Annotated in this window: 23 protein-coding genes; 16 read left to right on the top strand and 7 right to left on the bottom strand. The window is 62.9% G+C overall.

Features of this window, described 5'->3' with window-relative positions:
* Positions 1–41: 41 nt before the first annotated feature.
* On the top strand, positions 42–1,751 hold the full coding sequence (locus tag CLV85_RS00975) for an amidohydrolase (RefSeq protein ID WP_229820414.1): 1,710 nt from the start codon (positions 42–44) through the stop codon (positions 1,749–1,751).
* On the opposite strand, the gene CLV85_RS00970 is transcribed toward CLV85_RS00975, so the two are convergent.
* Complete coding sequence (locus tag CLV85_RS00970) at positions 1,737–2,909, bottom strand: PucR family transcriptional regulator (RefSeq protein ID WP_157847461.1); 1,173 nt, start codon at positions 2,907–2,909, stop codon at positions 1,737–1,739. The genes CLV85_RS00975 and CLV85_RS00970 overlap by 15 nt on opposite strands.
* A gap of 220 nt (positions 2,910–3,129) precedes the next feature.
* On the opposite strand from CLV85_RS00970, the gene CLV85_RS00965 reads away from it, so the two are divergent.
* A complete protein-coding gene (locus CLV85_RS00965; protein ID WP_100387751.1) occupies positions 3,130–4,413 on the top strand; it encodes a M20 family metallo-hydrolase in 1,284 nt (427 codons plus the stop codon).
* Positions 4,410–5,777: an NAD-dependent succinate-semialdehyde dehydrogenase gene (locus tag CLV85_RS00960; protein ID WP_100387750.1), complete on the top strand. Its 1,368-nt coding sequence runs from the start codon at positions 4,410–4,412 to the stop codon at positions 5,775–5,777. The genes CLV85_RS00965 and CLV85_RS00960 overlap by 4 nt, the downstream gene beginning before the upstream one ends.
* A 56-nt stretch (positions 5,778–5,833) precedes the next feature.
* On the opposite strand, the gene CLV85_RS00955 is transcribed toward CLV85_RS00960, so the two are convergent.
* Both CLV85_RS00955 and CLV85_RS00950 read right to left on the bottom strand, forming a co-directional pair.
* Positions 5,834–6,205 carry a DUF2834 domain-containing protein gene (locus CLV85_RS00955; protein ID WP_100387749.1) on the bottom strand — a complete coding sequence of 124 codons (372 nt, stop codon included), beginning with the start codon at positions 6,203–6,205 and terminating at the stop codon, positions 5,834–5,836.
* Complete coding sequence (locus tag CLV85_RS00950; RefSeq protein WP_100387748.1) at positions 6,180–7,244, bottom strand: LacI family DNA-binding transcriptional regulator; 1,065 nt, start codon at positions 7,242–7,244, stop codon at positions 6,180–6,182. Before CLV85_RS00950 ends, CLV85_RS00955 begins: the two co-directional genes overlap by 26 nt.
* A gap of 298 nt (positions 7,245–7,542) precedes the next feature.
* Here CLV85_RS00950 and CLV85_RS00945 point away from each other — a divergent pair, with 298 nt between their 5' ends.
* The 13 genes from CLV85_RS00945 (at position 7,543) to CLV85_RS00885 (ending at position 21,128) form a co-directional block, all read left to right on the top strand.
* Positions 7,543–8,823, top strand: a complete 1,281-nt coding sequence (locus CLV85_RS00945) for an ABC transporter substrate-binding protein (RefSeq protein WP_157847460.1) — start codon at positions 7,543–7,545, stop codon at positions 8,821–8,823.
* Between the two features lie 73 nt (positions 8,824–8,896).
* Positions 8,897–9,856: a carbohydrate ABC transporter permease gene (locus CLV85_RS00940; RefSeq protein ID WP_100387746.1), complete on the top strand. Its 960-nt coding sequence runs from the start codon at positions 8,897–8,899 to the stop codon at positions 9,854–9,856.
* Positions 9,857–9,858: 2 nt separating this feature from the next.
* Entirely contained in the window at positions 9,859–10,794 is a 936-nt protein-coding gene (locus CLV85_RS00935; RefSeq protein ID WP_100387745.1) for a carbohydrate ABC transporter permease, read from the top strand.
* A 61-nt stretch (positions 10,795–10,855) separates the two neighbouring features.
* Entirely contained in the window at positions 10,856–11,620 is a 765-nt protein-coding gene (locus CLV85_RS00930; RefSeq protein WP_100387744.1) for an SDR family NAD(P)-dependent oxidoreductase, read from the top strand.
* On the top strand, positions 11,617–13,482 hold the full coding sequence (locus tag CLV85_RS00925) for a heparinase II/III domain-containing protein (RefSeq protein ID WP_100387743.1): 1,866 nt from the start codon (positions 11,617–11,619) through the stop codon (positions 13,480–13,482). The genes CLV85_RS00930 and CLV85_RS00925 overlap by 4 nt, the downstream gene beginning before the upstream one ends.
* Complete coding sequence (locus tag CLV85_RS00920; protein WP_229820417.1) at positions 13,479–15,446, top strand: DUF4962 domain-containing protein; 1,968 nt, start codon at positions 13,479–13,481, stop codon at positions 15,444–15,446. Before CLV85_RS00925 ends, CLV85_RS00920 begins: the two co-directional genes overlap by 4 nt.
* Positions 15,443–16,096, top strand: a complete 654-nt coding sequence (locus CLV85_RS00915; RefSeq protein WP_100387742.1) for a DUF624 domain-containing protein — start codon at positions 15,443–15,445, stop codon at positions 16,094–16,096. The genes CLV85_RS00920 and CLV85_RS00915 overlap by 4 nt, the downstream gene beginning before the upstream one ends.
* A 3-nt stretch (positions 16,097–16,099) precedes the next feature.
* Positions 16,100–17,311: an MFS transporter gene (locus CLV85_RS00910; protein ID WP_100387741.1), complete on the top strand. Its 1,212-nt coding sequence runs from the start codon at positions 16,100–16,102 to the stop codon at positions 17,309–17,311.
* Positions 17,312–17,358: 47 nt separating this feature from the next.
* Positions 17,359–17,826, top strand: coding sequence for a DoxX family protein (locus tag CLV85_RS00905; protein WP_205030303.1), 468 nt, complete (start codon positions 17,359–17,361; stop codon positions 17,824–17,826).
* Between the two features lie 29 nt (positions 17,827–17,855).
* A complete protein-coding gene (locus CLV85_RS00900; RefSeq protein WP_100387740.1) occupies positions 17,856–18,911 on the top strand; it encodes a type III polyketide synthase in 1,056 nt (351 codons plus the stop codon).
* A gap of 2 nt (positions 18,912–18,913) precedes the next feature.
* Positions 18,914–19,444 carry an isoprenylcysteine carboxyl methyltransferase family protein gene (locus CLV85_RS00895; protein WP_100387739.1) on the top strand — a complete coding sequence of 177 codons (531 nt, stop codon included), beginning with the start codon at positions 18,914–18,916 and terminating at the stop codon, positions 19,442–19,444.
* Entirely contained in the window at positions 19,441–20,577 is a 1,137-nt protein-coding gene (locus tag CLV85_RS00890) for an NAD(P)/FAD-dependent oxidoreductase (RefSeq protein ID WP_229820419.1), read from the top strand. The genes CLV85_RS00895 and CLV85_RS00890 overlap by 4 nt, the downstream gene beginning before the upstream one ends.
* 137 nt (positions 20,578–20,714) lie before the next feature.
* Complete coding sequence (locus CLV85_RS00885; protein ID WP_100387738.1) at positions 20,715–21,128, top strand: hypothetical protein; 414 nt, start codon at positions 20,715–20,717, stop codon at positions 21,126–21,128.
* A 10-nt stretch (positions 21,129–21,138) separates the two neighbouring features.
* Here the strand turns inward: CLV85_RS00885 and CLV85_RS00880 are convergent, their stop codons facing one another.
* From CLV85_RS00880 to CLV85_RS00865, 4 genes are read right to left on the bottom strand one after another with little or no spacing between them, the layout of a single operon-like run.
* Positions 21,139–21,801: an HAD hydrolase-like protein gene (locus CLV85_RS00880; RefSeq protein ID WP_100387737.1), complete on the bottom strand. Its 663-nt coding sequence runs from the start codon at positions 21,799–21,801 to the stop codon at positions 21,139–21,141.
* A gap of 50 nt (positions 21,802–21,851) precedes the next feature.
* Positions 21,852–22,547: an endonuclease NucS gene (gene nucS, locus CLV85_RS00875; protein WP_100387736.1), complete on the bottom strand. Its 696-nt coding sequence runs from the start codon at positions 22,545–22,547 to the stop codon at positions 21,852–21,854.
* 4 nt (positions 22,548–22,551) lie between these two features.
* Positions 22,552–23,523 carry an alpha/beta fold hydrolase gene (locus CLV85_RS00870; protein WP_100387735.1) on the bottom strand — a complete coding sequence of 324 codons (972 nt, stop codon included), beginning with the start codon at positions 23,521–23,523 and terminating at the stop codon, positions 22,552–22,554.
* 50 nt (positions 23,524–23,573) lie between these two features.
* Positions 23,574–24,992, bottom strand: coding sequence for an MFS transporter (locus CLV85_RS00865; RefSeq protein ID WP_100387734.1), 1,419 nt, complete (start codon positions 24,990–24,992; stop codon positions 23,574–23,576).
* Positions 24,993–25,039 lie beyond the last annotated feature (47 nt).

Here is a 25,039-nt window from a genome sequence, read left to right as displayed (position 1 = left end):
TTAAATAGGCGACCAAGGTCTCGACGGCCTGGCATCCTTCGATGTCCACTTCGATTTCTCAGTTCAAGGATGCCTCAGTGCTCATCGACACCATCATCGAAAACGCGTCAATTATCACCATGAGTGAGGCTCGTCCGTACGCCCACAGTGTGGGAATCAATCACGGCGTGATTGTCGGAATCGACGAAGAGCTCCTGGGGGTCTCTGCCCGCAATCGCATTAACGCGCAGGGAGCAACCGTGGTTCCCGGGTTCAACGACGCGCACGCTCACAGCGTTTGGTTCGGACTCACGCTTATTGAGGCTGATGTCAGTGGCGCAACAACGCTGACCGACATCTACGACGTTATAGCTGAGGCGGCTGCTGATTCCGAAGGCGATGGATGGATTATCGCGAGTGGCCTCAATCACCATGCCACGGGTGGCAACTACCCCGACCGTGATGAACTCGACAGGGTCTCGCAGGGGCGCCCGGTGTGGATCAAGCACAGTTCCGGGCACGCCTGCGTTCTCAACGGTGTGGCTTTGAAGCTCGTCGGCGCTGAGAACTCCGCCCCGACCGTGCCGAGCGGGGGACGTGTCGTGGTCGACGACTCCGGCCGGCCAACCGGTGTTCTTGAGGAAACCGCGATGAGCCTCGTGCAACAGCTGGTGCTCCCGTATCCGCTGACCGTTATCGAGGATGCACTCGCCAAAGCGACCACGCAGTACGCCCGCGAAGGCCTCACGAGCGTGACGGATGCCGGAATTGCCGGCGGCTGGATCGGCCACAGTCCTCGCGAATTCGCCGCGTATCAGAATGCAAAAGATGCGAGAAAGCTCCTTTCGCGGATGCAAGTAATGGTGAGCATCGACGCGCTCGACGCGCTCCCTGGACACAGCGATGACCCCGCCGGCGTCGGGCTGGCTGCAGGCATCCGCTCAGGTGCTGGCGATGAATGGTTACAGCTCGGTCCCACCAAGATCTTTACCGACGGTTCGCTCCTTGCTTCTACGGCGCTCATGACGGAGCACTACGAAGGCGCCTCTCACAACCACGGCTATTTGCAGGGTGATCCTGAAGCGCTGCGAGAGCAGGCGCTCGCAGCCCACCGCACAGGCTGGGCCCTCGCACTGCACGCCATCGGTGACGGTGCCCTGGACTTTGCTTTGGGGATTCTCGAGAGTGCGCGCGAAGATTCGTCGCACCCCACAATGCCGAACCGGATTGAGCATGGAGGCGTCATCCGGCCGGATCAGTTGCAGCGCCTTGCTGCCACCGGGGCGAGCGTCGTGCCGCAACCCCACTTCATCCGCCTCTTTGGGGACGGGATGATCGAACGGCTGGGCGCCGAACGAGCGCAGTGGAGTTACCGTGCCCGCTCTTTCCTTGATGCCGGAATCGTGCTGCCAGGAAGTTCTGACCGCCCCGTCGCGCCCGGTGCGCCCCTGGCAGTGATGCAATCGTTCGTCGAGCGTCTGACTCAGTCAGGGGCCAGCTACGGCGAGGGGGAGAAGATCACCGCGCATGAAGCGCTGCGCGCCTACACCGTTGGTTCCGCCGTCGCTACAGGGTGGGGCGCTCGCAAAGGCACGGTGGCCCGCGGAATGCTCGCCGATCTTGTGGTGCTTGCCGATAGCCCCGTGGATGTTCGGGCTGAGCGCATCGGTCAGATCGGTGTCGAGGCAACCATCGTCGGTGGCTTCGTGAGTCACGACAGGAGCGGACTTTTCTCGGCTGTGCCAGGCGTGCGGGGTTCAGTCGCTGAGTGACGTCGCTTCAGCCCGAGTTGCGCTGCGGGCGAGGATGTACAGCGACGCTTCCGCTGGAAGTCGTAGATCTAAGCCGGTCACGCGTTCGAGGCTGTCGAGACGGTTGGTCACGGTGTTGCGATGACAAAACAGAGCTCGCGAGGCAAGAGCGATTGAGCCGGTCAGAAGAAACTCAGTGGCAGTGCGTTCAAGCACCGCACGCTCGGCGAAGGGCAGCTTCAGGAGCGAGTCAACGTGGCGCTGGTGGAGGATGCGGGCGGCATCGAGAGGATTCTGAAAAACCGCTACATGCCAAAAATCACTGACATTGACCAAGCGGGCATCGCCCGCGGGCAAAACGAGAGCCACGGCTTGAGTGACCCGGATAGCGGCCGGGATCGCAGAGATACCCCTGATGTCGTCGAGCATCAATACCTTGTGCTCGTGAGTGATCGCGTTCAGCGGCAATGAGCCCTCCCGCGGCATCTGGGCAATGAGTACCGGACCGGCCACGGTTTCATGATGGTGAGACACGACGCCCGCTTGCTGCAGGGTGTTCTGAAGGCGGTCGAGAGACTCGTCGACTCGGTCGGCGTGCGTGAAGACGGTGAAGTCACTTTCGGGCGCGAAGGACAACACTGCACAGGCGCGGGTGTTGAGCACGTGGTTTTTGCCGTCCGTTTCAAGGATGCGAGCAAACCAGAGTCGTCGTTCGTCCTGCCGTACCTGCGCCATGCCGAATTGAGTCGCCGTGTACGCCGTGGTGAGTTCTTGGCTGTGGCGCTCGACGGCATCCCAGATGCGGGGAACGCTGTCGAATACCTCTCGCATCTCGGCATCCGTCGTGTGCGCGGAAATCGCCTCCCACATAATGCGGTAGTCCAGCCGTACGGCCGACATCACATCGACAAGAGGGATCCCCTGAAGCGCGCGAGAGTGCCCGACGCGTTCGGACACATCCCGAGCCTCGGCTGGAATCTCGTGGCCACCGATATCGGTGAGTAGACGGATGAAGATCATTCGGCAATCGGCGGCGACGCGATCCAGATCGACGAGTCCGGCTTTGTACGCATCGATTGTGCCGAGCTGAACGGCCCACCGGGAGACGAGAGCGTCAACCTCAAGGAGGCACGCGCTTGTAGCTTGCGCGAGAATTCGGGGTACGGATGACTCGGTCATGTCCATCACATTTCTGACAGATTTCAGTCTGTGCAGGTGCACATAATGTCTCCTCAATGATATGCACATTCGCAATTGCCGGGGCTGAAGATCGTTGGAATCATTGATCTACCCGTTCTGACGTCAGCTTCTGGGCAGCGACAACTGCGGGAATCCAGATGTGCAAATGGTCAATTCTGATCTGAGCGCTCATGCACCACCCGACGAAGGGATCCGTCCTATGGACGCCAACGACATCACTACCGACGCCGCATTCTTGGCCGATTTCGCCACGATGAGCGAGTTCGGAGCTACCGGCGACGGTGGAGTTGACCGTCAGGCCGCCAGCGCTGCAGATATCGAGCAGCGACGGTGGTTCGCTGGCTTGCTCGAGTCTCACGGATTCACCGTGGAGTACGACCGCATCGCGAACCAGTTTGGTCTTCTCGAACTGGTGCCCGGTGCCCCCTACGTCATCGTCGGTTCTCACATGGACTCGCAGCCGACCGCCGGCAAGTACGACGGCGCGTACGGCGTTCTCGCTGCTGCGCACTCGGCCTTCCGCCTCAAGGAAGCGTGGGAACAGGGCGCCGTTACGCCTGCCTACAACCTCGCCGTCGTCAACTGGTTCAACGAAGAGGGCTCCCGCTTCGCCCCATCGATGATGGGCAGCTCGGTGTACACCGGCAAGATGGCTCTGGAGACAGCGCTCGCCGTCACCGACCACCTCGGCGTCACGGTTGAGCAGGCGCTGGCTGACACGGGATTTGTGGGTACGGGTGATGGCCCTCAGGCCGTTGGTTGTGCAGAGATCCACATCGAACAGGGCCGTCTTCTCGAAAATGCCAAGGTCACAATCGGCCTGGTCACGGCCACCTGGGCCGCCAGCAAGTACCGCATCGTGATCAAGGGTGAGCAAGCTCATTCCGGTGCGACCGTCATGGAGGATCGCCACGATGCGCTCCTCGGCGCTTCGCTGCTCGTTGTCGCTGCTCGTCGTCTTGCCGACCGTTTCCCCGGCAGCCTCCACACTGCTGTCGGTCAATTGGATGTCTATCCCAACTCGCCTGTTGTCGTAGCCTCGCGAGTTACCCTTCTGCTCGACCTGCGGTCGGGCGACGAGGCCGTTTTGAAGGAAGCAGACGAGATTCTCGCCAGTGCCATCGCCGAGATTGAAGCGGATGCCAAAGTTTCCGTCGACATGAATTTGTCGCACTCGTGGGGCATCAATCCCTACCAGCCAGAGGGCGTCGACGTCAGCCGTTCCTCGGCGGAAGCGCTAGGCCTTTCGCACATGGACATCATGACCGTCGCCGGTCATGACTCGACCAACATGAAAGATATTGTTCCCACGGTCATGCTCTTCGTTCCCTCGGTCGAAGGAATCTCTCACGCCGAAGGCGAATACACCACCGATGAAGACCTCGTGGCCGGCCTCGCCGTTATCGCTGAGGTGACTCGTCGTCTGGTGGCGGGAGAGCTCGCGCCAGCAACATCCGATTCAACTGACAAGGAACTTTCGTGATCGACTACGCCGTTACAGACCCCGCTACCGGTCTCGTTGTTAAGCGCTATGAAACCGCGACCGACGAACAGATAGCAACGGCTGTCGCTTCCGTTGGCCAGGCGTATCGTCAGTGGCGTCTCGTTCCCATCGCGGAGCGTGCGGCCATGCTGCGGAAGGTTGCTGATCGCTATGCTTCCGATCGCGAACGGCTTGCTGAGATCATCATCCGCGAGATGGGCAAAACCACCGCGGAAGCTCTTGGCGAGGTAGACCTGTGCGTGAGCATTTACGCTTTCTACGCCGACAACGCGGAGGCGTTCGCGGCGGACAAGCCCATCGACGTGGCATCCGGATCGGCTTATGTTCGAAGCGAACCCATTGGCGCCCTGCTCGGCATCATGCCGTGGAACTACCCGTATTACCAGGTCGCCCGCTTCGCGGCGCCGAACCTCGCATTGGGCAACACGATGCTGCTCAAGCACGCCCCAAGCTGCCCCGAATCGGCCGAAGCAATCGCCGAGATCTTTGCGGATGCCGGATTCCCGGAGGGCGTGTACGTCAACATTTTCGCCACCAACGAGCAGGTTGAAACGATCATCGAAAGCCCCGTCATTCAGGGCGTCTCGTTGACCGGTTCTGAGCGTGCAGGGCGTGCCGTGGGTGCGATCGCGGGCCGCGAGATGAAGAAGCTCGTGCTCGAACTGGGTGGATCAGACCCGTTCATTGTGCTCGACGACGCCGACCTCGATGCGGCGATCGCGGGGGCGGTTGCCGGCCGCATGGGCAACGCCGGTCAGGCCTGCAACAACTCGAAGCGCATCATTGTGCTCGATGCGATCTACGACCGTTTCGTTGAGGGCTTCGTGGCTCAGGTTCAGGCGCTGAAGGTGGGTGAGCCTAGAGAGGGAGGTGTCGCCTTCGGCCCCCTGTCTTCTGAAGCTGCTGCTGCTCAGGTCGTTGGACAGGTTGAGGATGCGGTGGCCAATGGCGCAACCTTGCTTACCGGCGGTGGGCGCATCGATCGTCCCGGAGCCTACGTCGAGCCGACAGTGATCGCGGATGTTCAGCCGGGCACCCGCGCTTACACAGAAGAGATCTTCGGGCCGGTCGCCGCGGTGTACCGGGTTGCGGATCAGGATGCCGCAATTCGTCTCGCCAACGATTCGCCGTATGGACTCGGAAGTGTGATCTTCACCTCTGACGACGCGCGTGCGCAAGCTGTTGCCGAACAGCTCGAAGTCGGCATGGTCGCAATCAACGCCCCGTCGCAAACCCAGGCTGACCTCCCCTTCGGTGGAGTGAAGTCATCAGGAATGGGCCGAGAGCTTGGCGAATACGGCATGGCCGAATTCGTGAACCGCAAGCTCATTCGTCGGGCGTAGTTGTGTGATTAGGGGAGTGGCCGCGTTGCGGCTGCTCCCCTTTTTGGTGTCTTGGGCTAGCGGCGCCCGAGCTCCACGAGCTTGCGCTCGCGCATCGCGAGGAACAGCGGGAAGGTGAACGCGAAGGCCGTGATGCCCGAGAGCACGATGTAGAGCCAGGGCCGCTTCATCCCGAGGCGGCGTGCTTCGATGATGATCAGGATGCTGCCCGCCACGGCAACGACGAGAAGGTCGACGCCGAGCGAGTTGACGGCCGGGCCGCTGCCGAACCAGTCGCCGAGGTAATCCCGCATCTGCACGATCGCTAGCGCGTTGAAGACCCACGTGCCGACTAAGCCGACGAGGGAAAGCACCGCGAAAGTGATTGCGGTGGCATTCCAGTGGCGGAGAAGAGCGGAGCGCTTACGGTCGTGCGGCTGAGGGGACATGCTCCGTAGACTCTCGCACCACTAGCTCTGGGCGCAAGAGAACCGAGCTGCCCGGGTCGGTCGACTCGTTTGAACCACGCTCGATGGCCTCTGAGACGGCGAGCTGCGCCATCCGCGTGATGGGCTGGCGAACGCTCGTGAGCGGTGGGTCATAGAGGTCGGCGAGGATGATGTCGTCAAAGCCGATCACGGAGACATCGCGGCCGACCTTGAGGCCGAGATCGCGGAGCCCGCGGCAGAATCCGAGTGCCGTCATGTCATTGATCGCTACCACCGCGGTGGGCGCGTTCGTGGGATCAGCGAAGAGATCGCGCGCGGCGGCCCGCCCTACTTCGGCAGCTTCGACGTCACCGAAGTGTGAGGCATCCATCCCGGTCCACTGCGGCATGTCCGCGACCGAGAGACCGGCGGCTTCGAGGGCATCGCAATACCCGCGGTAGCGCGCAGACCGGTTGACCGAACGGATCGAGCCCGACACGAAGGCGATGCTCGTGTGACCGAGCTCGAGGAGATGCGCGGTCGCAACCTGGCCGCCGACGTTGTTGTCGATGCTGATGCTCACCACAGACTGCGGGTCATTGGGCTGTGCCGGCCGGTCGAACGTGACGAGGCGCAGGCCTTCTTCGATGACATGGCTGACGTGATCGAGCGAGGGCAGCGAGGTGCACAGGATGATGCTGCGAACGCCGTCTTCCCACAACTCTTCGACATAGCGGCGCTCGCGTTCCGGGTCACGCTCGCTGTTGCAGAGCAAAACACTGCAGCCCAAGGCCAATGCGGCGACTTCTACTTCATGGGCGAAGGCTCCCCAGAAAGGGTTGCCGACGGAGGGCACGACGAGGCCGACGGTTTGAGTCTTGCCGTTGCGCAGCTGGCGAGCAGCACGGTTGGGGCGGTAGCCAAGTTCTGCGATAGCCGCCTCGATGCGAGCTCGCGTTGCTGCGACCATTCGACCCTGACGGTCGTTCAGAAAGTTGGAGACGGTACTGGGGGAGACCCCAGCAGCTTGCGCCACGTGCTGGATGGTTACTCGAGCCACGCGACCTCCTTCGGTTGTCGTCGATCCTGATGATCGTCGTTTTAGTGTAACGATTTATTGAATCTCGGCAACCAGTGGTCCAGTTCTTGCTTGAGTGTTCAGAAATAATCCGGCGGCTCTCTTGACTCACGGAGAACGACTCGTCTATGGTCAGTGCATCGTTACACCGATTTCATCCACCCCCCTAGGAAATCGGTTAGGAATCGAATGAGCCGACGACGACGTCGCGGAACGAAGGCACTGGAGCCGTCGCTCAATCTCAGCTTGAGAGGACATGCACATGGAAGTGAAGTCACGAATGCGCCGCACAGCATCGGTCGCGATGGTGGCCCTGATGGGTCTCGGTCTCGCCGCCTGTTCAGCCGGAGAAGCGGATGCCGATCTGAACCCCGATGAGGTATCGGGCGAGATCAGCCTGCTTACCCCCATTTTTGAAGGAAGCCCTGGGCAAGACCTTCTCGAAGATGAGCTGCTTCCGCAGTTCTACGAGGAGTACCCCAACGTCACGGTCAACGTGGATTACACGACCTACGGAAACCTGAACGAGAAGCTCACTACGGCGGTCGTCTCGGGCCTCGTGCCTGACGTAATGCTCATGGGCGTCGGTTGGATCGAAGCCTTCGCCGATAAGGGCGTACTCGCCGACCTCGGTGAACTCGGCCTCAGTGAAGCTGACCTCAAGGAGAGCTACACCGACGAGATCGTCGAAGCAGGCATGTGGGACGGCAACGTCTACGCTGTGCCGATCATGCTCGACACTCGCTTTGGTGTCGCTCGCATGGACATCCTCAAGGAAGCGGGCTACGACAGCCCACCGTCGTCGTGGGACGAGCTCATTGAGATCGCCGAAGCAACAACGGTTCGGTCATCCAATGGTTCGCTTGAACGTGCCGGCTTCGACATGATGTCGCTGGATGCCCGCCAGGCCTTCGAGACAGTGCTCTTCTCCGCCGGTGGAGACCTCTTCAATGCGGATGCCACGGAGCCCACCTTCAACAGTGATGAGGGTGTCGCTGCTCTTGGTCTCATGGCTGACCTCGTGAACAAGTACGAAGTAGAGGACATCGGCTTCACGTCAACCGATGACATCGTGAACCCGCTCATCAACGGCCGCGCCGCGATGGGTATCGCTCACAACAACCTCTGGACTCAGGCGCTCGAGGCAGACGAAACTGTGCTCGACAATCTCGAACCCTTCGTGATTCAGGGTGAGTCCTCGGGAATGTTCTTCGGCGGAACCTTGGCGACGGTTGCCAACAACTCCAAGAACCCTCAGGCCGCTCGTGCCTTGCTCGAGTTCCTGTCGAGCCCCGAGGCTGCACTTGCCGCCAACGAACAGCGCGGAAACGTGCCGGCTCTGACCGAACTACTCGACTCTGACTACGTTCAGTCGAACCGCTTCGTTCAGTTCGCGATGGAAAACCTGGATGTCGCCAAGCGTGAAGGTGGCCCCGCTCAGTGGCTCGAAGTCCGTGGTGACTTCGCTCCCGCCGTTCAAGCAGCTCTGCTTGGTCAGAAGACACCGGAAGAGGCGCTTGACGACCTCGCCGCGCTCGTTCAGACCTCGATAGACCGCTAGTTCCTCCCCGGATGCTCGGGTACTCCATGTGCCCGAGCATCCACCTCCCCAGCACCAAACACACGAGGGCGTGATGACTACTACAGACCACCGGCCAGCTCGGGTCGCGAAAGCGGCGTCCGTGCCCGGCACTGCGACAGCACCACCGCGCAAACGCAAGCGCATCAGTATGGCCGAGAAGAAGCGGCGACGTGCTGGCTGGTTGATGATCACGCCATCCGTTATTCACGTTGGCCTCTGGACGCTGATTCCCGTCATCGCGACCTTCTACCTTTCCTTTACTGACTACGGCATCTTCTCGGCGCCGAAGTGGATCTGGTTCGACAACTACGTTGAGATGTTCAACGACCCGGTCTTCATGCAGTCGATCGGCAACACCATTTGGTACACCTTCTGGACCGTGCCCGTGTCGATGGCCGTGGCCGTCGTTGTGGCAGTGCTCCTCAACCAGGGCCTCAAGCTCCAGAAGTTCTACCGCACCGCCTTCTTCCTTCCTCAGGTCACCGCCACGGTCGCGATCGCAATGGTGTGGCTCTGGATCTTCAACCCGCAGTACGGTCTGCTTAATGCCGGCCTCGAAGCGATCGGCCTTCCCGGCCAAGCGTGGCTCGTCGACCCGCAGTGGGCACTGCCCTCCGTAATTCTGGTCGGCGCGTGGCAGGGCATCGGCATCAAGATGCTCATCTACATTGCGGCGCTGCAGAACATCGACGAGTCGCTGTACGAAGCTGCCTCGCTCGATGGCGCATCCGCGGTTCGCCAGTTCTTCAGCATCACCGTTCCGATGCTCAAGCCGGCGACCTTCTTCGTCTTCATCATCTCGATCATCGGAGCGTTCCAAGTCTTCGACCAGATCTACGTGCTCACCGACGGTGGTCCCGCGAACGCGACCACGATGATGACCTACGAGGTCTACCGCTCCGCCTTCCAAGAGTTCCGGATGGGAATGGCCTCGGCTCAGTCGGTCGCCCTCTTCGCCTTCCTGCTCTTCGTCACGCTCATTAGCCGTCGCGTCACCAAAGAAGAGGACTAGCGATGACCCTCCCCACTATCAAAGCCCTCGCTATCAGCGAAGAGGTCACAGTTGCACCCCGCAAGCGGTGGTTCCATCACGCCAAGGGACGCCAGGCGGTACTCGTCAATATCTTGCTCAGTCTGGGCGCGATCACGATGCTGGTGCCGTTCCTCTGGATGGTTCTCACGAGCCTCAAGTCGCCAGCCGAGTTGGCCCAGTTTCCGCCGACGGTGTTCCCGCAAGAGTGGATGTGGAGCAACTATGCCGCGACGCTGGATGCTGCGCCGTTCGGCCTGTACTTTCGCAACAGTCTCGTCATCGCTACAACGCACACGCTCATCACGATCGCTCTCGGTGCGATGGCTGGCTACGCACTCGCTCGCATCTACTTCCGCGGCCGTGAAGCGATCTTCCTCGCGTTCATCGCGATGCTGATGATCCCCACCTACACGAAGATCGTTCCGCAGTTCCTGCTCGTGAAGTTCATGCCGCTGTTCGGCGGCAACGACATCCTCGGCCAGGGCGGTAGCGGCTGGCTGGACACGTGGTGGGCACTCATCATTCCTGGTGGGCTCAGCGCATCCGCGATCTTCCTCTTTCGCCAGTTCTACTTATCGCTGCCGAAAGACCTCGAAGAGGCCGCTCGCATCGATGGGCTGGGCGAGTTCCGCATCTTCGCGCAGATCTACACGCCACTCATCAAGCCAGCGATCGCCACAGTGGGGCTGCTCACGTTCCAAGAGAGCTGGAACAACTTCCTGTGGCCCTTGCTCGTGACGACCAGCAGCGACCTGCGCGTGATTCAGGTGGGGCTCGCGGTGTTCCAGCAGCTCGACAACACGCAGTGGCAGTACCTGATGGCCGGAACAACCATGGCGACAGTTCCCATGGTGATCCTGTTCATTTTCGCCCAGAAGTACTTCATTCAGGGCTTCACTAACGCGGGCATCAAGTAGCTCGCCGCATCCATTCACGAACTTTCCATCACCAACAAAGAGATAGGCACGGTAAAGAAAAATGAGCATTGACCTCACCGGACGACGCGCACTCGTCACAGGCGCCGGAGCAGGAATCGGCGCGGCCATCGCTATCGCACTGGCTAAGGCGGGTGCCGATGTTGTGGTGCACTACGCCCACAGTGAAGCAGGCGCTAACTCCGTGAAGCAGCAGATCGAGGCTGGTGGGCGCCGCTCGCTCGCCGTTCAGGCCGATCTCACCGACTCGGCGCAGGCGACAAAGCTCGTGGATGCCGCCGTCGAGTTCCTCGGTGGCCTCGACATCCTCGTCAACAACGCTGGCCACTTGGTGGGCCGCGCCACGATCACCGAGACCACGGATGAGCGGTGGAACGAAGTGATGGATGTGAACATCGCCAGCACCTTCTTCACCACGCGTCAGGCCCTCCCCGCGCTCGCCGAGTCGGAGCACGGTCGCATCATCACGATGGCCTCGCTCGCTGCCGAGAACGGTGGCGGTGCTGGATCAGTGGTTTACGCAACCTCGAAGGCTGCAGTCGTCGGCTTCACTCGGGCGCTCGCCAAGGAGATCGCGTCGAAGAAGATTACCGTTAACGCTGTGGCCCCTGGCTTCATCGGCGAGACGGCCTTCCACGAAACGTTCACACCGGGCGAGGCTCAGAAGAACATCGTCGCGGGCATCCCCCTTGGGCGTGCAGGAACCGCGGGAGACGTTGCCGACGTTGCTCTGTTTTTGGCCTCTGACCTCTCGTCGTACGTCACTGGCCAGGTAGTCGACATCAACGGAGGCCTCAACTTCCGATGAGTTCTGTTCCGCAGCAGCCCGGTGGATGGTGGCACGACTACGTCTGTCCCACCCACGGCATCGAGCTTGGTGCTCGCGAGGGTAACGAGTTTCTGTGCGACCACGGCTGTCGCCTCACAGGCGACAAAGTTGAGGCCGCCTGGCTCGCACTCGAGCATCAAGCGCTTGCTCGTGCCGCCCGGGTTGCTGCGCGGCGGTACTCCCTTCACGGCGATGAAGCCGACCGTGCTCGGGCCGTTGAACTCGTGCTCGACTACTCCTCTCTCTACGTGCAGATTTCGGCCGCCGGCTGGAGCGACCGGAGCGAATCGTGGATGCTGCAGGGCAAGCTCTTTGCTCAGGCGCTGTCTGAGGCGCAGTGGGCTGTCGGCTTCGCGGATGCGATCATCACGCTCGGAGCGATTCCCAAACTGCAAGAATCGACGGAACTCAGCCGCACCCTCGACGGATTGGCCGCGACACTGGCCGAATCTCGCCGCATCCTTGTGGAAGATCGCAACGATCAGCGCAGCAACTACACCGCCTGGCTGGATGCCGCAGCCCGGTTGGTAGCGCTGGCGTCGCACACGCTGGGCGGGCCATCGGTCGCACCGCACTTTGCGGCGGTGGTCTTCGACCATATGCAGCTCGCGGTACGTTCTGACGGCTGGGAGTGGGAGGCATCCACTTACTATCACGTGTTCGTTTTGCGGGCCTATCTCTTGGCGCTGCGCGGGGTTAATCCGCGTGACATGCCTGAGGAGGCTGTCGACTGCGTGCGTTCGATGATCGACGTTCTGGTGTCGATTGCGTCTCCCGACGGTTTCTTGCCCGCGCTGCATGACGGCCCTTATGACCGGGTCGCGATGCACCGCGAAGTGCTCGAGATTTGCACGCTGAGCGCACAATTCTTTAGTGACACCGGCCTGACGACTGTGCAGTCGTGGGTCGTTGAACGACTGGGTGCTGACCACGATGGCCTCGAGTGGATGCTCGATGGCTGGTTTGTGGGCGCACCGCTTGACCGCGCACCGGTGGTGGTCGGTTCGCGAGCATTCGAGGATGCCGGGTATGTCGTGTTGCGTGATTCACGCAATCGCATGGTCGGCATCCTCGATGCTGGACCTCACGGGGGAGCTCACGGTCACTTCGACAAACTCGCTCTCTACCTGTACGGCGATGGCGCGAAGTGGCAGCCGGCTCCGGCTGTGCCGCCGTATGGGCATGCGCTTCGTCACTCGTACTACGCGCGAACGATCGCGCATCCGACGGTTCGCGTTGACGGCGCTGATCAGGTCGAAGCCACCGCCGAAATCACTGCGTGGGATGCCGCGGCCTCCCGTGTCACGGCCGTGACGACGACCGCGATCGACGGCGTGCGACTGAGCCGCACGGTGCAGCTCAGCGACGGACTGCTCGTGGATGTCGTGCACGTGTCGTGCGACGACGGCCAACCTCACGAGATTTCGCTTGGTCTTCGCCCCGCCGTGGATTTCGCCGTAGTGGTCGAGGGCGATGCCTGGCGTTCCACCTGGGGAGCCGCTGCCGCCTCCTCTGCTGCCGCAGCCTCCGCCGCAACCCCCGCAGGAGCGCACGCGAAACGCACCGAGCAACAGCCGGCGGCGCTAACCGGATGGCACTGGGCTTCCGGCGAAAGCACGCTAGAACTGCACGCCGGGCGCGGGCCCTCCGACGATCCGAGCCGACTGCAAGAGATTGGCGACTGGGCGGCGACGGCATCCGAAGCCAGCTTTGTGAGCGTCTACTCCTTCGACGCCGAGCGCAGCATTGCGACCGTTAGCGCGAGCGTTGAGGGCACGAACCTCGCCATCGACATCCAACTTTCTGACCATGACACCACCCGAATAGAGGTAGCACTGTGACCACCCCCATGCTGATTGGTTCTCGCGAGCAAGCGCTGCGGAGCGAACTTGATGGGCCGCTGAGTGCGCAGTTCCGTCGACTGCTCGAGGAGTGCGAGCGCGCGAAGGGGATGGAACTTCCGCAGGAACACCCGCTGGCATCCATCACTTATTTCGGACCGGGCTCGGCAAATCTCGCGCTGGCGTACCGCCTCACCGGGCAAGACGCGTACCTCGAAGAGTTGCGTCGCTGGTTGGCGCCGCCGCTGTCGTTCCCGCACTGGGGCAAGGCGAATCTGCCCGACCACGACCTCGACGCGGGCTGGATTCTGCACGGTCTTTCGCTTGCCTATTCGTGGGCCGGCGACGCGCTGCGCCCCGAAGAGAAGCAGGCGCTCGAAGACAAACTGCTGCTTCAAGGCCAGCGCATGTATGAGTTCGCAGTGGAGAAAGAGGGCGGATGGTGGTCGTCGTCGTACTGGCAGAACCACAACTGGATTTGCTACGCCGGCCTCGCCACCGCCGGTTACGCGCTGCAAGAGAAGTACCCCGAAGCGAAGGCGTGGACTGAGCGCGCGAAGGAGAACTTCGCCCTAGTTCTCGACTCGCTTCCCGACGATGGCTCCAATAACGAGGGCGTCGTGTACTGGCGCTACGGAGTGCCGTGGATCGCGAGCTACCTTGACGTGCTGCGTGACCAAGAGGGCATCGACTGGTTCAACCGCGGCACCTACTTGAAGGAGACGTTCTGGTACCGCCTCTACCAGGCAGCTCCCGACCTGGAGCGGATCGTCGACCACGGTGACTGCCACGACCGCCGCAGCGGGCATCCGGTCGCGCTGTATTACAAGCTCGCTGCCGAGTACCGCATCCCGCAGGCACAGTGGTTGGCGAACAAGGTGTCGACCGAGTTCTATTGGCGCGAAGCGTACGAGAGCGGAGTGCGGCCCGGCGTTCGCCCCGAGGCGTACCAAGAGCTGTTGTGGTTTGACCCCAGCGTTGAGGCGGCTGGCCCCGAGACGCTCCCACCGAGCAAGTACTTCGACGACCTCGGTCTCGTGGTGGGGCGCACCTCGTGGGATGAGCAAGCGGCACTCGTGTCGTTCAAGGCCTCACCCGGTGGCGGCCACAAGGCGTGGAACCAGTCGCACCGCCAGCGCGAGCAGAACGGCTGGGTCACGCTGAACGCGGGGCACCACCATCCCGACTCCGGCAGCTTCGTGTTCTTAGGTCAGGGCTCGTACCTGGCGATCGACGAGGGCTACTCGTCGCGCAAGCTCACCGAACACCACAACTCGATCCTCGTTGACGGCAACGGCTTCGTGAACGAAGACCGGTATCACGTGTTCGAAGAGCTGGCCGAAGAGTTCACGGCCGAGATTCTGACGACAACGCTCAAAGACGGCTGGACTCACGCGGTGAGCGAATCCTCGGCGATGTACGACCGGGCGCTCGGCGTCACGCGGGTGCGCCGCCACCTCGTCATGACGCCCGGCGGAACCCTCGTGATTGCCGACGATCTCGCTGCCGACCAGCCCCGCACCTGGACCTGGTTGCTGCAAACCGACAACGCTCCGGTCGGGCTCGGCGACAAGCGGTGGCGAGCGGATGCCGGACACGGTGTCATGCCGATCGCTGCGCTCGACGACAACCCCATCAGCGAAATCGTCGAAACCTTCGTGCACGCTAACCCCACGTCATCCACGCCGAGTTTGGCAATCAGTAAGAAGCAGCACACCCTCAAGCGACTGAGCGAGGCGACCACGAGTGCTCGCTTCGTCACGGTGCTCGAGTCGCGTCGCTGGGATGACACCGCACCCGCGAGCATCCGCTACGACGTCGCAGCGGGCGGGGTGCGTGTGGAGATCGAGCGCGACGGAGTGACCGAAACCGTATCGTTGGGCTTTGATGGCGACGCTCCCACTTTGGGCGCAACGGCCGTCGTGGGCGATGGATTCCAGGGGAGCACGAGTACGCACCGATGAGACAACGACCGCAGCGACCGCAGGGCACGAGACGGTCTCCCCGCTGGGAGACCACTCTGCTTGGTGCGCTCGCGTATCCGGGAAACATCTTCCTGGGGTCGCTTGCGGTGCTCATCTTGTCGCTCGGCATCATCACGGTGCTGCCGGCCGCGATCGCGCTCGCGCGCGCCTTCGCCCTCTGGAATGTGACGAACGACGACAAAGTTTTCACGAATACGTTCCGGCAGTTTCGGGAAACGTGGCGGCGCACGCTGGGCCTCGGCGCCATCGCGACCGTCGTCTTCGCGATCTTGGTGGCCGACGGCATCTTCCTCGCGGCGCAACTGACGAGCACCGGAGACCCGCTCGCGCTTATGTTTGCCGCCGCCGTGATGCCGATCGCTGCTGCGGTGGGCGTGTTCGCCGTCGCGCTCACGGCGGCCGCGACGCTCTCCACCGAAGCGGATGCGCGCACCTGGGCACGTGAGGGATTCGTGCTGATGCTGCAGCATCCGCGTCGCTCGCTGCTCGTGTTGTTCACGCTGACGGTCACCATCGTGGCCTCGGTGCTGCTGCCGAGCCTCGCGCCGTTCGTGACGATCGCGCTGCCGGTCTACGTGGGCGTGCGGGCGTGGGGCCCGAAGCGTCCCGTCAACGACGAACAGGATTAGGGCGTGGCGAAGCGCCCACCGGTCTCCTTCGCTCTGAAGGTTCTCTACAGCGACACCTTCATCATGGCCGTCGGTTTCTACATGCTCGTGCCATTGCTGGCGTATCACTTTCTGCAAGATCTGACCCTCACGATCGCAGTCGTTGCGGCGTTGACGGCACTCCGCACGGCGGCTCAAAACGGGATGATGCCGATCGCCGGGTGGGTTGCTGACCGCATCAACTTTCGCCGCGCCATCCTGATCGGAGTGCTGGTTCGCGCCTCCGGTTTCGCGATGCTCGGAACGGTGGAATCGGTGCCGTTGCTCGTGGTGGCGTCGATTCTCACGGGGCTCGGCGGCGCACTCTTTCACCCCGCCAGCTACTCGGCCTATGCGGCGCTCACCACCGGCAGCGACCGCGTACGGGTGTATTCGACGCGCGAGGTCGTGAGCAATGTCGGCTTCATCGTCGGCCCGATCATCGGTGGTTTTCTCGCGGGGGCCGACTTCGCGTTCGTGAGCCTCTCGGCCGCCGGGATGTTCGTGATCGCGTTTATCATCAGCGCGATCGGTTTGCCCGGCCCGGGGGAGGAGCATGCAGCGCGCACGCCGCCACGGCTGAGAGTGGCTTTCGCCGACCTCGCGTTCCTGCGGTACTGCGCTCTCGTCGCGGGCACCGCGGTGCTGATCGCGCAGTTCTATCTCGTGATCCCGTTCCGGGCGGCCGAGTTCACCTCGGGCCCGTCGGATCTCGGTTTCATCTACTCGGGCGCCGCGATTGTGATGGTGCTCACGATGCTGCCGCTCACGGGCGCCGCCAACCGCTTCTTGCCCGACCGCATCACGCTCGCTGGCGCGACTGCCTGTCTGGGAGTCGGGATCGGCATCATGGGCTTGTCGACGAATCTGGTCGGGATGCTCGTGGGCGTTGCCGTGTTCATCGTCGGCCAAATGTTGGCGCAGCCCGTGCTCAACGCCACCGTTTCGCGTTTTGCCCCGGAAGGTTCCGTCGCCAGCTACTTCGGAGTGCAGGGCCTCGCCAACGCGATCGGTGGCGCTGCCGGAAGCGGCTCGGCCGGTGTGATCTACGCGCTCGCCGATTCGGGCGAGCCCGGAGCATCCTGGGTCTGGCTGACCTACCCGGTATGGGCGATTATCGTCGCCATCATGTTCGTGGTTTTTGGGCCGCGTCAGGCGTCAGGCTCGGCAGACTCTAAGCCGAGCGCACCAAGATAGGGCAGATGGAGCAGACACCACCCCGCGAGCCGATCCACGTCGCATCAGTGAGAGATTCAACCGAGCCCGACGAACTTTCCCGAGCCAGCCGCATCGGCCGCCGAATTGGGCGCATCGCGCTCGGTGCCTCGCTCGTGTTTGCCGGCATCAGCCACCTCACGTTCGCGCGCGAAGACTTTCAAGCCCAAGTGCCCGACTGGCAATCGTTCGACCAAGACTTCGTGGTTGTGGCATCCGGTGTTGTCGAAATTGCGCTCGGCAGTGCACTCATCTTCGCCAAGAAGTACCGCCCGCACGTGGGCTGGGTTGCCGCTGCGTTCTTCATCGCGATTTACCCCGGCAACATCTCGCAGCTCGTGAACCAGGTCGACTCGCTCGGGCTCGACACCGACCTCAAACGCTGGATCCGGATGCCGTTCCAGCCCGTGCTCGTTCTGTGGGCGCTCTGGTCGACCGGCGCCTGGCGCGCGTGGCGTGCCTATCGCCGCAACGAGGGTCGCACCCTCGGCGCGTGATAACTTCTGTGAATGAGCGGAGTCTCTGAATGAGCAGGGTTGCGGCAGTCGCCCCGGTGGTGCCCGAATATAGCTACACGCAAGCCGAAATGACCGGCATGCTCGCGCCGCTTCTGGCCGAGAATTCCCGCCATGAGGCCGTGATTGAGCGGATGCACGGCGCCAGTGGCATCGACCGTCGCCACATGGCGCTTCCGCTCGAGCGGTATCCCGAACTCGGCAGTTTTCGCGAGACTAACGATGAGTTCATCCGCGTCTCGACCGAGCTGCTTGAGCGTGCACTGACCACGGCGCTCGCGGATGCCGGCCTCGCCCCGAGCGATGTCGACTTCGTCTTCTTCACTTCCGTCACCGGCATCTCGGCACCGTCGATCGACGCGCTGCTGATTCCTCGGCTGGGCTTGCGCCCCGACGTGAAACGGGTTCCCTCGTTCGGCCTGGGCTGTCTGGCGGGGGCCGCGGGCTTGGCCCGTGTGCATGACTATTTGGTCGGGCATCCGGATGAGGTCGGCGTACTGCTGAGCGTCGAACTGTGCTCGCTCACCCTGCAGCGCGATGACCACAGCATGGCCAACTTTGTCGCCACCGGCCTCTTCGGCGACGGTGCCGCGGCGGTCGTGATGGTGGGGGAGAACCGCAGCGAGCCGGGCCCGCGCGTGATCGACACCCGCAGCACGTTCGTCGCCGACAGTCACGATGTGATCGGCTGGAACGTGGGCGGCACCGGTTTCGAGATTGTGTTGAGCGCGGGCGTGGCCGACGTGATTCAGAACAGCTTCCCGGGCGAGGTCAGCGACTTTCTAGGCCGCAACGGTCTGACGATCGCGGACATCGATACCTGGATCGCGCATCCGGGTGGCCCGCGTGTGCTCGAAGCGTTCGAGAGTTCGCTCGGGCTTGAGCGCAGCGACCTGCAGTCGAGTTGGGATTGCCTCGCTCGCGTCGGCAACCTGTCGTCGGCGGCGGTGCTGCATGTGCTGGCGGATGCTCTGCACGCCGACCCGGCCCCAGCCCCCGGTAGTCACGCCCTCGCCTTCGCTCTCGGTCCGGGCGTGAGCGCCGAATTCGTTCTCTTGGAGTGGTGAGTATGACCGTGATTGCCTACATCGCCCTCATCGTGGGCACGAGTATGGAGCGCCTCTATGAGCTGCGCATCTCCAAGCGCAATGCCGCCGCAGCATTTGAGCGCGGCGGTCGTGAGTACGGGCAGAAGCACTTTCCGTGGATGGTGGCCCTGCATACGGGCCTGCTGATCGCCTGCGTTGTCGAAGTGATCGTCGCCGATCGCCCCTTCTTGTTGTGGCTCGGAATCCCGATGCTCGTGATCACTCTGCTCTGCCAAGCGGCGCGCTACTGGATCATCAACTCGCTCGGCGCACAGTGGAACACGCGCGTAATCGTGGTGCCCGGGGCCGGCCGCGTGCAGAACCGCGGACCGTACAAGCTGACGTGGCTGCCGCATCCCAACTACCTGGTTGTCGCGATCGAAGGCATCGCGTTGCCGCTCGTGCACACCGCCTGGGTCACCGCGATTGTCTTCACCGTGCTGAATGCGGTGCTGCTGTTGGCGTTTCGCATCCCGACCGAAAACCGGGCACTGCGCGAACTGACGCCATGAGTGCGGCGGGCGAGGATGCGGTTGCCGCAGGTGCGGCCGATGATGTTGTAGCAGAACCGAGCGTTTCGCCGGTCGTCGACGTAGTCGTCGTCGGCGGCGGGCCGATCGGTCTCGCTGCCACCATCAACGCGCGGATGCACGGCCTGACCGCGCTCGTGATCGAACCGCGCACCGGCACCATCGACAAAGCCTGCGGCGAAGGAGTCATGCCCGGCGCCGTCACCGAACTCGCCGCCCTCGGGGTTCACCCGCACGGGCGCAGGATCGCGGGCATCAGTTACCAAGACGGCACCCACACCGCCGAACACCGCTTCGCTTCGGATGCCGCTCTCGGCGTTCGTCGCACCGAACTGCACCGGGCGCTCAGCGAACGCGCGGTCGAGCTCGGCGTCGAGTTTGACCACGGCAAGGTTGAGGCCATCGAGCAGGGGAACGACGGTGACCAGGGCGGCGCGGTATCCGCGCACCTCGCTGACGGCCGCACCATCGAGGGGCGGTGGATGCTCGGCTGCGATGGCCTGCACTCCACGGTGCGTGAGCTGGTGGGCCTGGCCGCGCGCCCTCGCCGTGTGGGGCGACGTGATTCTCGGCGGTTCGGCATCCGGCAGCACTTTGAGGTTGCTCCGTGGACTGATCTCGTGGAGGTGCATTGGGCGCCGACCGCTGAGCTGTATGTCACGCCGGTGAGCGACACCGAGGTGGGCGTTGCCGTGTTGGGCCCGCGCGGAACGTCATTCGAGGAGGCATTGGCGAGTGTGCCGGCGCTCGCCGAACGGCTGCGCGGTGCGGCGCCTGCGTCAAGCGTGCGGGGAGCTGGTCCGCTGTTGCAGAACACGACCGGGCAGCGCGCGGGCCGAGTGTTGCTCGTAGGCGACGCCGCTGGCTACGTCGATGCGATTACGGGGGAGGGCATCCGCTTAGGGCTGGCCGAGGCGCGCGCCGCCATCGAGTGCATCGTCGCCGGTGAACCCGAACGCTACGAACGCGAATGGCGGCGAGTGACCCGCGACTTTCGGATGCTCACCACCGGGCTTGTGGCGGCGGCGAACTCACCGCTGCGCCGAGCCATCGTGCCCTTCGCCGCGCGACTGCCGCGCGTTTACGGCCGCGTGGTGGAGAGCCTCGCCCGGTAGCAGTAGAGGCAAAGGGCGAGCATCCGGCGCACCAATATGACATTTTCTCTGCAAAACTGCTGGAATGCATTGACGGTTTTCAGGCCGCGACGTACGTTGAGACAGCCGACGTTTCCACGGCCGAGGAAGAGAAAACGATGTCAACGATGCGCGCACCACACCGGATCTCTATCGTGCTCCTCGCGTCAGTCGTCGCGATACTCGCTGGCTGCACCGCCCAAGAACCCCAGGTCGTTACGCACCCGGTCGTTCCGCCGGACGAAGAGGCGAAAGTTGCCGCAGAGCAGGCCGACCTCGCGCGCGACAGATTGCTCGAGCTGTATCCCGACATCGAAGTGCCCGAGGCATCGCTCGTGCGCTATGTCACGCCCGAAGAACTTCCGGCTGCGCGGGCCGACTGCCTCAACGCTGAAGGGTTCGATGTAACGGTCGACGACAGCGGCGGCATGGGCTGGGTAGTGAACGAAGACTTCGACCAAGAAAAGTTTTACGCCCTGCAGTACGTTTGCGAAATCAAGTACCCGCTCGACCCCAAGTTCGGAGAATGGTAGCGCGCGCCGTCTAGCTAGGAAGCAGCAGCGGCAGCAACTCTTCAGCCTTCGACACCACAGCGAGCGATCCCTCAGCTTCGCCGGGGTTGCCGTAACCCCAGTCGACATAGATCGTGGGGATGCCGTGCTCGGCAGCGCCCTCGATGTCGTAGAAGCGGTCACCGATCATCACCGGGTTGCTCACGTCGGCACCGATCATTTTCAGGCGCGTGATGGCCTCGGCCACGACATCCTTCTTGGCGCTACGAATCTCGTCGATCGAGGCGCCGGCCATCACGCGGAAGTACTGTGTGAGGTTCGCGTGATCCAGAATTACGGATGCCGGAAACTCGGGCTTCGAGGTCGCCAGCGACAGCGGAATGCCGGTCGCGTGCAGCGTCTTCAGCACTTCGGGCATGCCGGGGAAGATGTCGCTTCCGTTGGCGTTGTTGCCCTCCATGTAGTGGCGGCGGTAGATCGAGAGTGCCTGCGCTGCTTCAACGGGAGTGAACCCGGCGCGGTCGCGGAACGAGTCAACGATCGGCGGGCCAACGTACGCGCGCAGCTCGTCAGCGGAGGGCACGGGGTAGCCCATTTCCTCAAACATGTACGCGAGCGACGCCGTAATTCCGGGCGCCGAGTCAGCGATCGTGCCGTCAAGGTCAACGAGAATGCAAGTCCAATTAGTAGCCATCGCTACCAGCCTAGGCCGTGTGGCTGAAGACTAGAACAATCGCCCGCAGACTAAAACAGGCGCATGTTGGGGTCGTCGAGGCCGCGCATTTCGTCGTAATCCAACAGCACACAGCGGATGCCGCGGTCCTTCGCGAGCGTGCGTGCCTGCGGCTTGATTTCCTGGGCTGCAAAAATGCCCGTGACGGGAGCCAGCAACGGGTCACGGTTCATCAGCTCGAGGTAGCGCGTCAGCTGCTCGACACCATCGATATCGCCGCGGCGCTTGAGCTCCACGGCAACGCTTGCGCCGTTTTCGTCGGTCGCGAGAATGTCGACCGGCCCAATGGCGGTCATGTATTCGCGGCGCACGAGGCGGTAGCCGTCACCCAAAATGTCGATGTGCTCGGCCAGCAGCTTCTGCAAGTGAGCCTCGACGCCATCCTTTTGCAGTCCGGGGTCGACGCCTAGTTCGTGGCTTGAGTCGTGCAGGATTTCGTGAATCGAGACGATGAGCATGTCAGCCGACTTGGTGTGGGCGACCTTCCAGATCTCGGTGACTCCGGCATCCGACTGTTCGGCTTCGGGCTCAAGGGTGGAAAGCACGCAGGGCGGGCTCATCCAGTTGAGCGGCTTGTACGAGAGCGCATCGGAGTGCACGAGCACACTGCCGTCGGCCTTCAGCAATAGCAGTCGCGTCGCGAGGGGCAGGTGGGCACTGAGACGTCCGGCGTAATCAACGGAGCATTTGGCTATGACAAGTCGCACCGTCCTACGGTAGCTGACCGGAGGCAGGATGATCAGCCGATGAGATCAGCTTCGAGAGAGCGGCGGCAGCGCATTCCATCTGGCGGGGGCCGCCGTGGCCTTCGTCTTCAATGACGATGAGTTCGCTGCTCGGCCAGTTCTGGTGAAGCCGCCAGGGCGTACTTGCAGGCCCACTGATGTCGCGACGGCCGTGGATGAGGGTGGCGGGAATTCCCTCAAGCTCTGCAATGCGATCGCAGATTCGCAAGGCGCCGCCGAGAAAACAGTCGTTCTCCCAATAGTGAGTCACGAGGGTGGCGAAGTTCTCCCGGTCACGATCGTTGTCGAACAGGGGGCCGGGAGCCCAATGAGGGTCTAGCGATATGTGGGTTCTCTCCCAAGTTTCCCAAGCGCGGGCCGCGTCAGCTCGAACCTGCGGATCCCCGTCTCGCAAAAGCCGCGCGTAGGCATCCACTGGGCGCTCTCCCTCGCGTGCGACTGCGCTGAACTGGGCCCACGCCTCGGGAAAAATCGTGCCGACGCCTTCGGTGATCCACTCGATTTCTTCACGGGCTCCGGTGGTGACGGCGACGAGCACCAGACCGAGCACTCTTTCCGGATGCTGGAGCGCGTACGCCAGCGCTAGCGTGCAGCCCCACGAGACTCCGTGCACAACCCACGTGTCTATACCCAGGTGCTCGCGTAAAGCTTCGAGGTCGGCAATGAGCGCTTGAATCGTATTGGAGTCGAGCGAGTCGAGTGCATCGATAGCGAGTGGGGTGCTCTGTCCGCAGCCACGCTGGTCGAGCCCAATGATTCGATACGCCGCGGGGTCGAAGCGTCGACGGTAGCCTCCGGGGCCGAGCCCGCTGCCCGGGCCACCATGGAGGTAGAGCGCTGCCTGCCCGTGCGGGTTGCCGGATTCCTCCCAAAACAAGCGCGCTCCATCGGGTCGGCTTAGCCAGCCGTGCGAATGGGGTGTGATGGGTGCGAACACGCCTCTAGCCTAGGAGCGTCGATGGCTCGGCGCGTGGTTGTGCCGCCCGGCTATTTGCCGGGGCGCTTGCGCTTGAACTTGCCCAGGCCGCGACGTGCGTTCTCGCGCTGCGCTTCTTCGATTTGCTCGGGCGTGATGACGAAGTGCATTTCGGTGGTCGCCATCGTGACGGCAGCGGATGTCGGGCCCGGCGACGAGAAGTCGACGTACGGGTACGCGTGGCGGCCTGCCAGCTCGCGGGCGTAGGGCGAGAGCAGGCCTGAGATGATCGCGAGAACCACGATCAGCAACAGCGCGTGCAGCACGCCGACCTGGTCACTGAGAACGCCGATCATCGGCGGTCCGATCAGAGTCGAGGCGTAGGCAATGGTTGCCACGGCGGTGACCCTGGCAGTGGCGCGCTTGGGGTCATCCGCAGCGGCGGAGATGCCGACCGGGAAACCGAGTGCAGCACCAGCGCCCCAGAGCGCGGTGCCGATGACGGCGAGCCAGACCGCCGGCGAGAAAATGACGAGCAAGAGGCCAGCAGCGGCCAGACCAGCGGATGCCCGCAGCACGGGAACGCGACCGAAGCGGTCGAGGGCGCGAACGCCAAAGAAGCGAGTTGCCGTCATTGCCGTCACGAAGATACCGAAGATCAGGGTGCCGAAGGCGTTGGAGATTTCGTAGCCGTCAACCATGGCGAGAGCGAGCCAGTCGATCGCCGAGCCTTCGGCGAAGGCCATGCCCAACACGATGATGCCGATCAGGATGGTGCGGGGTTCAAGCCAGACGCTCTTCAACTTCGGGGCCGTTAACTCTCCCGCGGCGATCTTCATCTCGACGGTGTTGGGCGGTGGGTCTGCGAGGCGTTCGGGCAGGATGAACGCGGAGACGATCAGGGCGGTGATCAGCACGATCGCCGACACGATCACGAGGTGAGTGGCGAGGGGAACGTGAAGGGCTTCCGCCGCTGCGCCGAAGCCCGCTCCGGCCATCGTGCCGAGGCTGTAAAAACCGTGCAGGGTCGGCATGCTCGAGCGGCCGAGGAGCCGTTCGTTCGCTGTGCCGGACAGGTTGATGGCGACGTCGTAGGTGCTGAACGCGAGCCCAAACACGGCGAGGGAAATCACCGCACCGAAGAAGCTGCCGAGCACTCCGATGATGATTGCAGTGGCAGCGAGTGACGCCACGAAGAGCACGACGCACGCCCGCACGACAATCTTGGCGCCAAAGCGTTCGACAAGCTTGCCGGCAACCACGAGCCCCAAAAGGGAACCGATAGCGAGGCCGAAGAGCAGGATGCCGATCTCCGAATGGCTGGCATCGAAGGTGTCTCGCACCGTCGGGATGCGGCCCACCCAACTGGCGAAAGAAAAGCCAGCGAGCGCGAAGAGCGTGGCGATCGCGTTGCGCCACGAAAGCACGTTGCGGCTGGTGAGGCCGTGGGGGAGAGATGGTGGTGTGGCGGCCGAGTCAGAGGCTGTCATCAGTTAAGTGTAGGGCTATCCACCGGTCTCAAATTCGCAGCGTGTGC

It is taken from the genome of Salinibacterium amurskyense (assembly GCF_002797685.1).
Taxonomy (GTDB): Bacteria; Actinomycetota; Actinomycetes; order Actinomycetales; family Microbacteriaceae; genus Rhodoglobus; species Rhodoglobus amurskyensis.
This window is presented reverse-complemented; position numbering and strand designations above follow the sequence as displayed.

Bases quoted from the DNA above. Each gene is read 5' to 3' on its own strand.
- CLV85_RS00945 (WP_157847460.1), top strand. From the start codon at position 7,543: ATGCGCCGCACAGCATCGGTCGCGATGGTGGCCCTGATGGGTCTCGGT.
- CLV85_RS00930 (WP_100387744.1), top strand. From the start codon at position 10,856: ATGAGCATTGACCTCACCGGACGACGCGCACTCGTCACAGGCGCCGGA.
- CLV85_RS00975 (WP_229820414.1), top strand. From the start codon at position 42: ATGTCCACTTCGATTTCTCAGTTCAAGGATGCCTCAGTGCTCATCGAC.
- CLV85_RS00885 (WP_100387738.1), top strand. From the start codon at position 20,715: ATGTCAACGATGCGCGCACCACACCGGATCTCTATCGTGCTCCTCGCG.
- CLV85_RS00900 (WP_100387740.1), top strand. From the start codon at position 17,856: ATGAGCAGGGTTGCGGCAGTCGCCCCGGTGGTGCCCGAATATAGCTAC.
- CLV85_RS00890 (WP_229820419.1), top strand. From the start codon at position 19,441: ATGAGTGCGGCGGGCGAGGATGCGGTTGCCGCAGGTGCGGCCGATGAT.
- CLV85_RS00895 (WP_100387739.1), top strand. From the start codon at position 18,914: ATGACCGTGATTGCCTACATCGCCCTCATCGTGGGCACGAGTATGGAG.
- CLV85_RS00935 (WP_100387745.1), top strand. From the start codon at position 9,859: ATGACCCTCCCCACTATCAAAGCCCTCGCTATCAGCGAAGAGGTCACA.
- CLV85_RS00925 (WP_100387743.1), top strand. From the start codon at position 11,617: ATGAGTTCTGTTCCGCAGCAGCCCGGTGGATGGTGGCACGACTACGTC.
- CLV85_RS00865 (WP_100387734.1), bottom strand. From the start codon at position 24,992: ATGACAGCCTCTGACTCGGCCGCCACACCACCATCTCTCCCCCACGGC.
- CLV85_RS00965 (WP_100387751.1), top strand. From the start codon at position 3,130: ATGGACGCCAACGACATCACTACCGACGCCGCATTCTTGGCCGATTTC.
- CLV85_RS00940 (WP_100387746.1), top strand. From the start codon at position 8,897: ATGACTACTACAGACCACCGGCCAGCTCGGGTCGCGAAAGCGGCGTCC.
- CLV85_RS00915 (WP_100387742.1), top strand. From the start codon at position 15,443: ATGAGACAACGACCGCAGCGACCGCAGGGCACGAGACGGTCTCCCCGC.
- CLV85_RS00880 (WP_100387737.1), bottom strand. From the start codon at position 21,801: ATGGCTACTAATTGGACTTGCATTCTCGTTGACCTTGACGGCACGATC.
- CLV85_RS00955 (WP_100387749.1), bottom strand. From the start codon at position 6,205: ATGTCCCCTCAGCCGCACGACCGTAAGCGCTCCGCTCTTCTCCGCCAC.
- CLV85_RS00970 (WP_157847461.1), bottom strand. From the start codon at position 2,909: ATGACCGAGTCATCCGTACCCCGAATTCTCGCGCAAGCTACAAGCGCG.